The sequence below is a fragment of the Streptomyces sp. ISL-12 genome (assembly GCF_018614415.1).
GTDB lineage: Bacteria > Actinomycetota > Actinomycetes > Streptomycetales > Streptomycetaceae > Streptomyces.
Genome location: NZ_JAGGOO010000135.1, coordinates 1 through 13,321 on the forward strand (window position 1 = coordinate 1; position 13,321 = coordinate 13,321).

General features: G+C 73.4%; 8 protein-coding genes, 1 tRNA gene, 1 other RNA gene and 2 pseudogenes. 10 read left to right on the forward strand and 2 right to left on the reverse strand.

The annotated features are described in order from the left end of the window. The 5 genes and pseudogenes from J7I94_RS31895 to J7I94_RS31915 all read left to right on the forward strand — a co-directional run. Positions 1-551: pseudogene (locus tag J7I94_RS31895) on the forward strand (hypothetical protein); the annotation flags it as partial. 21 nt (positions 552-572) lie between these two features. After that, entirely contained in the window at positions 573-1,064 is a 492-nt protein-coding gene (locus tag J7I94_RS31900) for a cupin domain-containing protein (protein ID WP_215172764.1), read from the forward strand. Then, a complete protein-coding gene (locus J7I94_RS31905) occupies positions 1,061-1,825 on the forward strand; it encodes an SDR family NAD(P)-dependent oxidoreductase (protein ID WP_215172766.1) in 765 nt (254 codons plus the stop codon). Before J7I94_RS31900 ends, J7I94_RS31905 begins: the two co-directional genes overlap by 4 nt. Positions 1,826-1,962: 137 nt before the next feature. Then, a complete protein-coding gene (locus J7I94_RS31910; RefSeq protein WP_215172768.1) occupies positions 1,963-3,672 on the forward strand; it encodes a copper resistance protein CopC in 1,710 nt (569 codons plus the stop codon). Positions 3,673-4,778: 1,106 nt separating this feature from the next. Next, on the forward strand, positions 4,779-5,171 hold the full coding sequence (locus J7I94_RS31915; RefSeq protein ID WP_215172770.1) for a hypothetical protein: 393 nt from the start codon (positions 4,779-4,781) through the stop codon (positions 5,169-5,171). 63 nt (positions 5,172-5,234) lie between these two features. On the opposite strand, the gene J7I94_RS31920 is transcribed toward J7I94_RS31915, so the two are convergent. Beyond that, on the reverse strand, positions 5,235-5,936 hold the full coding sequence (locus J7I94_RS31920; protein WP_308114783.1) for a restriction endonuclease: 702 nt from the start codon (positions 5,934-5,936) through the stop codon (positions 5,235-5,237). A 608-nt stretch (positions 5,937-6,544) separates the two neighbouring features. Between J7I94_RS31920 and J7I94_RS31925 the strand changes: the two genes are divergently transcribed. Then, positions 6,545-7,852, forward strand: coding sequence for a hypothetical protein (locus J7I94_RS31925; protein ID WP_308114784.1), 1,308 nt, complete (start codon positions 6,545-6,547; stop codon positions 7,850-7,852). 91 nt (positions 7,853-7,943) lie between these two features. Here J7I94_RS31925 and J7I94_RS31930 read toward each other — a convergent pair. Continuing rightward, a tRNA-Ser gene (locus tag J7I94_RS31930) sits at positions 7,944-8,028 on the reverse strand. A gap of 72 nt (positions 8,029-8,100) precedes the next feature. Between J7I94_RS31930 and ffs the strand changes: the two genes are divergently transcribed. The 4 genes and pseudogenes from ffs to J7I94_RS31950 form a co-directional block, all read left to right on the forward strand. After that, positions 8,101-8,197: signal recognition particle sRNA small type (gene ffs / locus J7I94_RS31935), an RNA gene on the forward strand. A gap of 146 nt (positions 8,198-8,343) precedes the next feature. After that, positions 8,344-10,788 carry a DNA polymerase III subunit gamma and tau gene (locus J7I94_RS31940; RefSeq protein ID WP_215172774.1) on the forward strand — a complete coding sequence of 815 codons (2,445 nt, stop codon included), beginning with the start codon at positions 8,344-8,346 and terminating at the stop codon, positions 10,786-10,788. A 142-nt stretch (positions 10,789-10,930) separates the two neighbouring features. Then, complete coding sequence (gene purD / locus J7I94_RS31945; protein WP_215172776.1) at positions 10,931-12,208, forward strand: phosphoribosylamine--glycine ligase; 1,278 nt, start codon at positions 10,931-10,933, stop codon at positions 12,206-12,208. 303 nt (positions 12,209-12,511) lie between these two features. Continuing rightward, a pseudogene (locus J7I94_RS31950) lies at positions 12,512-13,321 on the forward strand (hypothetical protein); the annotation flags it as partial.

Below are 13,321 nucleotides of genomic sequence, written 5' to 3' on the forward strand. Positions count from 1 at the left end.
GGCCTTCGGGCGTCGGGTCGGGGGGCTGGCTTTCGGGGGCCGGGGTGGAGGGCTGGCCTTCGGGCGTCGGGTCGGAGGACGGGCCCTCGGCCGCCGGGTCGGGGGACGGGCCCTCGGCCGCCGGGTCGGGGGACGGGCCCTCGGCCGCCGGGTCGGGGGACGGGCCCTCGGCCGCCGGTACGGAAGACGGCCCGCTGCTCGACCGTCTCGCCGCCCTGGACGGCCTCACCCCCGGCGCAGCCGCCCTGCGCGACCGCCTGCTCGGCCGGGGCTCCCGCGAAGCCCTCCGCGGTGACGCGTACGCGGCGGTGCGGTCCGCCGTCGTACGGCGGCTGGCGGCCGAGCCCGCCTTCGCCGCGCTGGCCGCGCCGCCCGCGTATCCCGAGGTGTTCCAGCCCCATCTCGCCCTGGCCCCGCGCCTCGCGCACGCCCTCGGCCGGCTGCTGCGCGCCGAGACGCTGTACGGCGTCGACCGTACGGCCGTGCTGCGCGCCGCCGTCGAGGAGACGGCCGCCGCCCTCGACCGGCCCGTCGGGCGGGGCGACGCCTGACCGTCCGCGTACGCTGCCGGGATGAGCAGTCCGCCGACCCCCGAGGACCTCGTCGCGCACTACGGGCTGGAGCCGATCCCGCGCGAGGGCGGCCTGTTCCGGCGTACCTGGGCCGGGCCCGAACGTCCCGACGGCCGGCCGGAAGGCACCGCGATCGTCGCGCTGCTGACCGCCCGCCCGGACGACTTCTCCGCCCTGCACCGCCTGCCCACCGACGAGATCTGGCACCACTACCTCGGCGACCCCCTTGGCCTGCTCCTCCTCGCCCCCGACGGCACCGCCCGTACGGCGGTCCTGGGACCGGACGTCCTGGGCGGCCAGCACGTCCAGCTCACCGTCCCGGCCGGCACCTGGATGGGCGGCCGGGTCGCGGCGGGCGGCGCGTGGACCCTCTTCGGCTGCACGATGGCGCCCGGCTTCACCTACGCCGACTACGAGCACGGCGACCCGGCGGAACTGACGGTGCGTTACCCCGCCGAGGCGCCCCGGATCGCGGAACTGTGCCGCCCATGAGCCTCCTTCACGGACAGACCGCCCTGGTCACCGGCGCGGGCGGCGGCATCGGCCGGGGCATCGCGCTGCGCCTGGCCGAGGAGGGCGCGGCGGTCGCGGTGCACTGCCGTACGTCGGTGGCGGCGGCCGGTGAGGTCGCGGACCTGGTGCGCGGGCGCGGCGGCCGGGCCGTCGTGCTGCGGGCCGACCTCACCGACGCGGACGCCTGCCGCCGGCTGGTCGAGGAGGCCGCCGACTGGGGCGGGGGACGGCTGGACGCGCTCGTCAACAACGCGGCCGTACAGCCGGTGCGGGAACTGCCCGGGATGACGGCCGCCGAGTGGCGGACGGTGGTCGACACCGATCTGACCAGCGTCTTCGCCTGCACCCAGGCGGCGGCGGAGGTGATGCGCCGCACCCGTACCGGCGGCACCGTCACCCACATCGCCTCCATCGAGGCGCGCGCCCCCGCCCCCGGGCACGCCCACTACGGCGCCGCCAAGGCGGCGGTCGTGGCGCACGCCCGCGCGGCGGCCCAGGAGTACGGCCCGTGGGGCGTCCGCGTCAACACCGTCTCGCCCGGCCTGACCGACCGGGAGGGTCTCGCCGAGTCCTGGCCCGAGGGCGTACGGCGCTGGCTGGACGCGGTGCCCGCCGGCCGGCTCGGGCGCCCGGAGGACGTCGGCGACGCGTGCGTGTTCCTCGCCTCCCGGCTGGCCTCCTTCGTCACCGGGCACGACCTAGTGGTGGACGGCGGGGTGTCGGCACGCCCGTCCTGGTGAGCCGGCCCGCGGCTCGGTGAGCACCCGGCCCCTCACGTCCGTACGTATCCCCGAGCCGGTGCGTCACAGGACGGGGTGGGGACGTGAGGAGTGGTGGACACCTTGGACCTGAGGGACGTCGTCGACTTCAAGGGCTGGTGCTGCTCGGCACCGTGCTGGTCCTGTTCCTCCTCTCCCTCCTCGGCGCCGGACCGGCGTCCGCCCACGCCGCCCTCACCGCCACCGACCCCGCCGACGGCACCGTCCTCCCCCGAGCCCCCCGCCACCTCACCCTGACGTTCAGCGAGTCCGTCGGCCTGCGCGACGACTCGTTCCGTGTCCTCGGCCCCGACGGGCACCGCGTCCGCACCGGGGAGGCGGAGAACGCCGACGGCCGGCCGGACACCGTCCGCGTCTCCCTGCCGGGCCCGGACCGGCTGGGCAAGGGCACGTACACGGTCGCCTGGCGGGTGGTGTCCGCCGACAGCCACCCGGTCTCCGGCGCGTTCACCTTCTCCGTGGGCGCCCCCTCCGCCACGGCCGCCCCGGTGGACCCCGGCCCGGCCGGGGACCCGCTCACCGGCGCCCTGCACGGCACCGCCCGCTACCTCGCCTACCTCGCCGGCGCCCTGCTCGTCGGCACGGCGGCGTTCGTCGCGCTGTGCCGTCCGCCGGACCCCGGGCGGCTGCGTCCCCTGGCGGCGACGGGCTGGTGGACCCTGCTGGCGGCCACCGTCGCCCTGCTGATGCTGCGGGGCCCCTACGAGGCGGGCACTGGCCCGGCCGCCGCCGTCGACCCCGGCGTACTCCGCGACACCCTGACCACCCGGCCGGGGGTGCTGCTGCTGGCCCGGCTGGTGCTGCTCGGGGCGGTCGTGTGGCCGGCGGCCCGGCTGTTCCGTCCCGGCGGCGGGACCGGGCGGGGCGCGCGGGCCGCGGGCGCGGCGCCGGCCGTCGTACTCGCCCTGACCTGGGCCGGCGCCGAGCACGCCGCGGCCGGCGTCCAGGTTCCGGCGGCGCTCGCGTCGGCCGTGCTGCACCTGCTGGCGACGGCCTGCTGGCTGGGCGGCCTCGCGGCCCTGCTCACCCTGCTGCGCCGTACCCCGGCGGGCCCGGCCCTCCCGGCCGCCGTCGTCACCCGGTTCTCCCGGCTGGCCCTGACCTCGGTGGGCGTCCTGACCGCCACCGGTGTCTACCAGTCCTGGCGCGGGCTCGGCTCCTGGGCGGCGCTCACGGGTACGCCGTACGGCAGGCTGCTGCTGGCCAAAGGGGCCGCGGTGATGGTGCTGGTGGCGGTGGCGGGGATGTCGCGCCGGTGGACGACACGGATCGCCCCCGCACCCGAGGCTCCACCTCCACCTCCACCTCCACCTCTGTCTCTGCTGCGCCGCTCCGTGCTCGTCGAGACGGTGGTCGCGGCCGGGGTGCTGCTGATCACCACCGTGCTCACCGGCACGGCGCCGGGCCGCGCCGAGACCGAGGCCGGGACCGAGGCGGCCCGTGCCGTGCCGGCGGGGGCGCCGCGGCCCGCGTCCGTCACCACGATCCCCTTCGACATCGGCACCCCGGGCGGCCGGGGAACCGTACAGATCACCCTGGACCCCGCCCGCAGCGGCGACAACGCGGTGCAGGCCGTGGTCTTCGGCGCCGACGGCGGCCTGACCGCCGTACCCGAACTGCGCCTCACCTTCTCCCTCCCCGCCCGGGACATCGGCCCGATCGACGCCCGACTGACCGACCGGGGCGGCTACTGGAGCACCAACTCCGTCACCCTTCCCCTCCCCGGCACCTGGACGATGCGGGCGACGGTGCGGGTGTCGGAGGTGGACCAGACGACGGGGACGGGGCGGGCGCGGGTCACTTCCTAGTGCCGCGCGGGTGCCGCCGGCCCGGACCACCCGCGGGCCGGGCGGGCCCTCGGCATCCCCGTCGGCACCGTACGGTCGCGGCTGTCCCGGGCCAGGTCCCGGCGAGGACGTCACGGCCGGCAGAAGGACACGGTCAGCCGGTGGCTCCGCTGCCCAGCAGGCAGTGGGGGATGTCCTCGACCAGCGCCGCGTGGAGAACGACCAGCGAGCCGTCCGCGGTGAACAAGGCGGACAGGAGCAGGTGTCCACCACTCGGGGACAGGTCCCGCAGACCCGCCAGGCGGAGGAAGCGATCGACCGGATCCTGGCCAAAGCACCTGTTGAGCAGCGACGGCTTGCGGATGGCCGCAACACGAAGACCGTCCTGATCGGCATGGTCTCCGAGTGGGAGGAGGTCCGCGGAGGCAGATTCGAGTGCCGCCCCACCGGCAGCAGGTGGGCTCATCTCTCCGACGATTCCTTGGCAATCGGAGACTTCCGCCCCATCGGCCTGAGTACGGACCTCTGCGCAGTAAGCGACCATGCGATGGCGCGCACTTTCGCCTCCGGCTATCGAGAAGCAATCTTCGGAAACGCCCCGCCGGTTTCCTACTGGAGCACCGTCACCATGGTGCAAGACGCCATTCCGGTCATGATGGCGGTCCTCGATCGGGAGCTGACCGGTGCGGTCGGATGCCTCGACTGGTACATGCGAACCCCCTGTTGGCCCGCGCTCTGCCAGCAGCACCCAGGCGAAGGCGACACGTCCTCCTGCGGCTCGCCGAGCTGTGCGTTGGCAGCACCAGCAACGCCGTGCGACTGCGCCTGCGGCGGCGTGAACCATGGGATGGGGGAGGAGGCCCTCCCGGCGCTACGGCCGGTGGCCCCTGACTGGTCCGTTGCGCCGGCACCGGTGTGGAAGCCGGGTTCTGGCACCGTGGAAGTCGACCGCGAGCACCGACGCGTAGTCGGGCGAGACCCTTTCGGTCGGCACGGTGCTCGCGTCCGGCCCTCTTCATCGGCGTGGACGTCGCCAGCCGCCACCGCTCCGCGCGATTCGCGAGAGGTGACAACCGAAACACGAAAGGCCGACCCGTGACACGCGAACTGGTCGCCATCTGCGATGCGTGAAACAGCCCATTGCCGACGGTGAAGGCCGCCTCTGGGTGGACATGTCGGAGGTCGAGCGGGCGACGGTCAACGAACGCGCCTGGGAGCAGCTCGAAGCTGATCAGCCCGAGCGCGGGGTTCTGACCTTCTCCGGCGAAAGCCTCCAGTCGTATCCGGATCCGGCCCGCTGGCGCGTTCACCACTACTCGTGCGACTCGGCTCTCGACGCCAACTCGTACGCCATCGAAGTCCACCGGTGTCGCAGCTGGGCAGACCTCGTCTGGTGGACGGCACACCTCATGGGCAAGGTATGGCTCCCCCAGACTGACTGGGATGAGGTATTGGAGGCAGCGAGCGCGGCCGCCGGAACCCGAATCACGCCAGCCGTACGACCGACCCTTCATCGGTAACCGTGCCTGAGACCCCGCGGCGAGCATCCTGCAAGACCCAGCCTCGCGCACCCGCGAGGCCCGTCAGCTCCCGTACGCCCGCTTCCAGCGCGCCCGGTGCCGGGAGTCTCCCTGGCCACGGCCGTTCACCTCACTCAGGGACAGCAGTGAGGCCCCGTTGTTCCACAGGCCGAGGTGATCGCGGTGCACGGCGAGGATGCCGTGCTGCACCGCGAACCGCTCGGAGGGATGGCTGAAGCGTGTGGTCGTCACGAACACCGCCAGGTCTGCCTCGAAGTGCACCTTGGCACCCAGCAGATCGCGTAACTCGCGACTCGCGATCGTGCTGCTCGGCGCGTAGCGCTTGCACTGGATCACCATGGTCCGCCCGTCCGGGAGACGGCCGACGACGTCGGCGCCGTTGTCGTTCGCACCGCCCACCCGCCGGACTTCTGTGCATCCGTCCCGTCGGCAGAGGTCCGCGACCAGGTCCTCGAACTCGGTGCCGGTCATCGCGTCCACCTCAGAGAGCGTCCGGTGCCCGGTCTTCACCGCTTCTTCCTGCCGCCACAGACGGTCCCGCCCCCGCACGAGCCGGTCCGTACGCCACAGCCACCAGCCCGCCGCGCCGACGCCGCCGAGGACCAGTGCACCCGTGATGTAGGGCCACACGGCCGACCAGAACACCACCAGCAGGACCAGCACCAGGCCACCGCCGGCCGCCACCACCTTCAGCCGCGCCGCCCGCCGCCTGCGAGCAGCGGCACCCCGTCTACGCCCAGCCACGATTGAAGCCCTCCCCCACCGGTCCGTGTACGGCAGTCTGAGCAGCCCGAGGGCAGCACGAGAAGGGCGCAAGTTGGCCATGCCCGGATCCCGATTGCCTGACAGCGCAGCGTGGGCCCAGTACCGGTGAACGACACGACCACCTCGGACGTCAACGACAGCGACGTCCGCCGCTCTTTCCGGTGGTCACCGGGCTGATCGACTCCGTAGAGGCTGATTGCGCCGTGACACTCGCCGGGTGGCCGGCTCGACATCGCATGCACCGGGCGGCTCCGACCCCTCCCCGGAGAGTGGACCCACGTCGGCGGGGAGGAGCGCGGTCGGCACCGGCCGCGTACGGTTCTCGCTCGTGCGCTGGGTGCTTGCGCCTCGGACGACGTGGCAGGCCCGCCGCCTGGCCGCCGAGTTCGGGTCGGGCATGGACGCTCGCACTGCCTGGGTGATGGCGCGGCTGGCACGGCACCCGAAGGAGCACGTATACGCGATGCGGCTCCTGAACGATGATGAGGACGCCGGCTGATCTCCGTGCGAGGGCCCGTTGCCGATGCGGCCCTCACACGCTGCAGGATCGTGCAAAAGGGCTGGCCTGCCCCCGCCATGTTCCCCTGGTGCGCGCCCTGTTGAGTGTCAGTGGACGTTCCTATCGTGGAGGAATGGCTAACGGGGTGTGGCACACCGGATATGGCATAGAGATCAATCTGTCGTTACCCGATCTCGGGCATCCGGGCCGTCCGGAGCTGCTCGGCGAGATCACCGCGAGCATCACCGACCGCGACCCGCAACTGCTGGAATGCCTGGCGCACCACGCGGGGCGGGAGTGCCAGTCGGAGGCCGGGGGGAAGTCTCCGTGGATGTTCATCCGCCGAGGCCGGATAGGGGGCCGAAGGCCCTTGGTTGCCTCGCACCTACCGGTCACACACAAGCCGACCCCGGCGGAGAGCGCACAGCACAAGGCCACGAAGGAACGGGTCGTCGAGACCGCTGCGAAGTACGGGCTGGACTCCGAGGCCGAGGTTCCCGTAGCCAACCGGCGGAGCGTCACCGACGCGGTCGTCACCGGGCCCAGCGGCCTACGGATCGGCTGGGAGATCCAGTACCACCACCTCAGCCCCAGCAGCGTGCATCGCCGCTCGGCCAACGCTGTGGAGCACGGCATCACACCTCTCTGGGTGGCGAAGGACCGGACGGCCTCACTGATCGACCGAGCCCCATGGGCACGCGTGGACGACATGCCGTGGAAGGACATCGCCGACGGCAAGGAGATGGTGATCCGCGGCGGGTACCGCCACCTGGAGGTATGGAAGTGCGTACCCAGCAGCGACCGCCATTGCCTCGTCAGCGAGGGTGCCGGTCACTGTGGCGCGATTCACGCCGACTGGTTCGTCCCCGCGCTGTGTGTGCCCGAGAAGAAGCCGGTCTACATCGAAGACCTGGTCTTGCAGAGCGCCACGGGGGAGAGCGTCCCGGTCTACGTGCCCAGCCGCGGCAACGGCCGGGCCGGACGGCACATGTGGGTGTCGGCGGACGACCGCACGCTGTGGGAGGAGATCGTCGGTGAACGGACGCCTCTTCCTCCAGCCTCGGCCGATGAGGACGACGACGTGATCACCTTCGCCGAGCAGGAGATCGACCGTACTTGCCGGGCAGGAGAAGAAGGCTGGTTCGTCAGCGACACCCGGCCCATCCGCGACCTCGGCCAGCCGACTGGCGGCATCACCCTTCCCCGCATGCCCGTGCAGGGTTCTCGTGATCCGATGCGGATCACCCCTGTCGAGCGGGCCGCCGCCTCCGCCGCGCTGGGATGCCCGACGTGGGAGCTGGGGCCGTGTGCCGGGTGCGGCCAGCTGATGCGCAGGTACGGGCGGTACGCGGCGATGTACTGCCGCGTGTGCCGGACCGTCCTCAACGGGAGGTAACCGGTAACTGCAACCAAAACTGCAACCACGGAACAACGAAGGCTCCGACCGTGATCCGGTCGGAGCCTTCGTTTGCCCAGGTGGGCGGCTGCGGAGGATACGAGATTCGAACTCGTGAGGGGTTGCCCCCAACACGCTTTCCAAGCGTGCGCCCTAGGCCTCTAGGCGAATCCTCCGCTGGAGACATTACATGACGTCGGAGGGTGCTCGCGAACTCGTTCCGGGGGTCGGCGATCAGGTAGGCTGGGCGCAGCCCCTCACGCGGCGCTATCTGACTGAACTCCCCCAGGGCCGGAAGGCAGCAAGGGTAGGTCGGCTCTGGCGGGTGCGTGGGGGGCGTCTGCGTTCCGGGGGTCTTGCCTGGGGTCCTCGCCCGGGGCTCTCCCGTTCTCCCGGGTTCTCGCGGGGGACGTCCGGTGGGATCTTCGGGGATCTCCTGGGGATCTTCGGCATCGGGCCGGTTGTCAGTCGTCGCCTATAACCTCGTATGCGTGTCGTCTCTCGCGCTCTACCGCCGCTACCGCCCCGAGACCTTCGCGGAGGTCATCGGGCAGGAGCATGTCACCGACCCGCTGCAGCAGGCGCTGCGGAACAACCGGGTCAATCACGCGTACCTGTTCAGCGGTCCGCGCGGCTGCGGCAAGACGACCAGCGCGCGCATCCTGGCACGGTGTCTGAACTGCGAGCAGGGGCCGACGCCCACGCCGTGCGGGGAGTGCCAGTCGTGCCGTGACCTGGCGAGGAACGGGCCGGGTTCGATCGACGTCATCGAGATCGACGCCGCCTCGCACGGTGGTGTGGACGACGCGCGCGACCTGCGTGAGAAGGCATTCTTCGGGCCCGCCGGCAGCCGGTACAAGATCTACATCATCGACGAGGCCCACATGGTCACGTCGGCCGGCTTCAACGCGCTGCTCAAGGTCGTCGAGGAGCCGCCGGAGCACCTCAAGTTCATCTTCGCGACCACCGAGCCCGAGAAGGTCATCGGGACGATCAGGTCGCGGACCCATCACTATCCCTTCCGGCTGGTTCCGCCCGGCACCCTGCGGGAGTACCTCGGTGAGGTGTGCGGGAAGGAGGACATTCCGGTCGAGGACGGTGTGCTGCCGCTCGTCGTGCGGGCCGGCGCGGGGTCCGTGCGTGACTCCATGTCCGTCATGGACCAGTTGCTGGCCGGGGCCGGTGCGGACGGTGTGACGTATGCCATGGCGACCGCCCTGCTCGGCTACACGGACGGCTCGCTGCTCGACTCCGTCGTCGAGGCGTTCGCCTCGGGGGAGGGGGCGGCGGCCTTCGAGGTCGTGGACCGGGTCATCGAAGGGGGCAATGATCCGCGGCGGTTCGTGGCCGACCTGCTGGAGCGGCTGCGGGATCTGGTGATCCTCGCCGCCGTTCCGGACGCTGCGGAGAAGGGGCTCATCGATGCTCCGGCGGATGTCGTGGAGCGGATGCAGGCCCAGGCGCGGTCCTTCGGCGCCGCCGAGCTGAGCCGCGCCGCCGACCTCGTCAACGAGGGGCTCACCGAGATGCGGGGCGCCACCTCGCCGCGTCTGCAACTGGAGTTGATCTGCGCGCGCGTGCTGCTGCCGGCGGCTTACGGCGACGAGCGGTCGGTGATGGCCCGGCTGGATCGTATTGAGCGTGGCGTGAACTTCTCGTCGGGCGCGGGACTGCCGGCCGCCGGGTACGTGCCGGGGGCCGAGGCCCACGCCCACGCCGGCGCCGCGGCCGTGCCGCCGGTCGCTCCGGTGCCGCCGGGCGGCGGTGCCGCCGCGGCCCGGGCCGCGGTGCGGGGGCCCGCGGGGCAGGGTGCGGGGATGGGCGGACCCGGGGGCGCCGACGCGGGGGGCGGTCCTGTCGGCCAGCGCGGGCCCGCGCCTGCGCCGGTGCCCGCGGCGACGGAGGGGCGGGGGGGCGGTTTCGGTGGGCCCGGTGGTTCTGATGGGTCCGGTGGTTCCGGTGACGGAGCCGCTGCCGTTCCGGCTGCTCCCGCCCCGGCTCACGCTGCCGCTCCGGCCCCCGCTGCTCCCGCCCAGCCCTCCGCGCCCGGCGCCTGGCCTACCGCGACTCCCGCGGGGGGCGGTCGGCGGCCGGGTGGCTGGCCGACGGCGACTCCCGCGGGGAGCGCCGGGCAGCCTGCTGCACCGTCGGCGCCTGCTCCTTCGGGCGGACCCGCCCGCCCTGACAGCAGCGCCCCGAGCCCCGCACCTGCACCTGCCCCTGCACCTGCCCCCGCCCCTGGCCCAGGCCCGGGCCAGGCCGTCCCGGGCGGTGCTTTCACCGCGCCCGGTGGCCTCGACCCCCGTACCCTCTGGCCGAACATCCTGGAGGCGGTCAAGAACCGCCGCCGGTTCACCTGGATCCTGCTCAGCCAGAACGCCCAGGTCACCGGCTTCGACGGCACGTCCCTCCGGCTCGGCTTCGTCAACGCCGGTGCCCGGGACAACTTCGTCAGCAGCGGCAGCGAGGACGTACTGCGGCAGGCCCTGAGCGAGCAGTTCAACGTCCAGTGGAAGATCGAGGCGGTCGTCGACCCGTCCGGCGGCTCCGCACCCCCGCCCCCGGCCGGCCCCTCCGGCGGCGGCCCTTCCGGCGGATACGGCGGTGGGGGCGGATACGGGGGTGGCAGCGGTGGCGGCTACGGCGGTGGCGCCCCGGCCCAGCGCCCGGCGGCACCCTCAGCCGCGGCACCCGCGCCCTCCGCTCCCACGCCGCCCCCGGCGTCCTCAGGGCCCGGGTCCGCGTCCGCTTCCCTGTCGTCCGGCCCCGCGCCACAGCCGCCGAGGCCACCGGCTCCCGAGCCGCCGCCCGTCTCCATCGAGGACGACATCCCCGAGGACGACGACCCCGACCTCGACGAGTCCGCCCTCTCCGGCAAGGAACTGCTCGTCCGGGAACTGGGCGCGACGGTCGTGGAGGAGATCGCCAACGAGTGAGGGCCCACGGGAGTTCAGTGGCGTACGCGCCCCAGTGATCCCGTGTGAGCGCGCGCACTCGGAGGATCCGACGAACCGTCGGCGCCCACCCGCTCGGCGGCCCGCACAAACCACGCCCGTCCGCTCCCGTTAGGCTGACCCCGTGAAGGTCCTCGTCATCGGCAGCGGTGCCCGCGAACACGCCCTGTGCCGTTCCCTGTCCCTCGACCCCGACGTCACCGCGCTGCACTGCGCCCCCGGCAACGCAGGCATCGCCGAGGTCGCCGAGCTGCACCAGGTCGACGCGCTCGACGGCGCGGCGGTGACCGCGCTCGCCACGCGACTCGGCGCCGAGCTGGTCGTGGTCGGCCCGGAGGCGCCCCTGGTCGCCGGGGTCGCCGACGCCGTGCGCGAGGCCGGCATCCCGGTCTTCGGCCCCTCCAAGGAGGCGGCGCGGCTGGAGGGCTCCAAGGCGTTCGCCAAGGACGTGATGGCGGCGGCGGGCGTGCCCACGGCCCGCTCCTACGTCTGCACCACCCCGGAGGAGGCCGACGCGGCCCTCGCCGCCTTCGGCGCGCCGTACGTCGTCAAGGACGACGGTCTCGCCGCCGGCAAGGGCGTCGTCGTCACCGACGACCTCGAAGCCGCCCGGGCCCACGCGCGCGCGTGCGACCGCGTCGTCATCGAGGAGTTCCTCGACGGCCCCGAGGTCTCCCTCTTCGCCATCACCGACGGGGACAACGTCCGCCCGCTCCAGCCCGCCCAGGACTTCAAGCGCGCGCTCGACGGCGACGAGGGCCCCAACACCGGCGGCATGGGCGCGTACTCCCCGCTGCCGTGGGCCGACCCGAAGCTCGTGGACGAGGTCGTGCACACCGTCCTCCAGCCGACCGTCGACGAGCTGCGCCGCCGCGGCACCCCCTTCTCGGGCCTCCTCTACGCCGGACTCGCGATCACCTCCCGCGGAATCCGCGTGATCGAGTTCAACGCCCGCTTCGGCGACCCCGAGACCCAGGTCGTACTGGCCCGCCTGCGCACCCCGCTCGCCGGGCTGCTGATGGCCGCCGCCACCGGCAACCTCGCCGACCTGGAGCCGCTGCGCTGGAGCGACGACGCGGCGGTCACCGTCGTCATCGCCTCGCACAACTACCCCGGCACCCCGCGCACCGGCGACCCGATCACCGGGCTCGACGAGGTCGCGGCCGAGCACCCCGCCGGGGACGCCCCGCACGCGTACGTGCTGCACGCCGGCACCAAGCGCGAGGGCGACGCCGTCGTCAGCGCCGGCGGACGCGTCCTGTCCGTCACGGCCACCGGCGCGGACCTCACCGAGGCCCGCGACCGCGCCTACCGGGCCGTCGCCCGCATCGGCCTCGACGGCTCCCAGCACCGCACGGACATCGCGGCGAAGGCTGCTGCCGAGGCGGCGGCCGAGGCGTAATCCGGCCCCGCACGGTCACAGATCCCGCAGGCCCCGGTTCTCCAGGAACCGGGGCCTGACGCTTGCCGTCCGTCACCCACCTCTGCCCAAAGCCATTCCATCGAGTGACCGATGCTCCATACGGCTGACGGGCCCCGAGCCCCCAACTAGGGTGCGGCGCAAGCATTCCGGCACTTGGCCCACCGCGCATTGCGATGTCAGTGGCGGGTGCCACAGTGGGGGAGTGAGCACTATCGGCAACGGGATACCGGCAACGGCACGACAGGCAGGCGCGTCAGGTCAGTGAGGGGATGAGGTCCGGGCATGAGCGGCATGGGCGTGGAGGAGCGGGGAGCGCAGGGCGCGCGGGCCCGGGCCCTGGCCGTGCTGCGGGTCCGCAGCCGAGCTCTCGCCGTCGCGCTGCTGCCGTCCGCCGCCGCGGTGATCCTGTTGGTGGGCGGCTCCACCGGCCACCTCGTCGGCGCGGGCTGGGACGCCGCGCGCTGGGCCGTGTCCGTGCTCGCCCTCCTCGTACTGCTCGCCGCCGCCGGTGTCGCCGCGGTCGTCGTCCGCGCGCGTCCCGCCGTCACCCCGACGGTCGCGATCGCCGAGTCGTCGGCGCCGGACCTGTACCGGATGGTGCGCGACCTCGCCGAGCGGCTCGACGTTCCCGCCCCGTCCGCCATAGCGCTCACCCCGGACTGCGACAGCTGGCTGGAGGACCGCACCCACCGCACCCACCGGGCGCACGGCCGCCCCCCGCCCCCGGCGGACCACGCCGACCCGGCGGCGATCCACGCCGGCCCGCCGAACCGCCGGCCCGCGGCCTCCTCCGCTGCTTCCGCCGGTTTCTCCGCTTCCTCCACCCCTTCCGCCCCTTCCGCCCCCTCCGCGCCTTCCGCTTCCTCCACCGCCCCCGTCCTCGTCATCGGCTCCCCCTTCCTCTGGTGGATGCGCGTCGGTGAACTGCGCGCGGTCCTCGCCCCGGTCGTCGCCGGTACGGGACCGTCCGCGCACCCCGACATAGCCGCGGCCCGGCGCTTCGTACGGGGCCTGGACGCGGCGGTGGCGGTGGCCTCGGAGCCGAGCCGCCGGCCGCTGTCCCGTGCCGCGCGGGCGGGCGTCGGCTGGGTG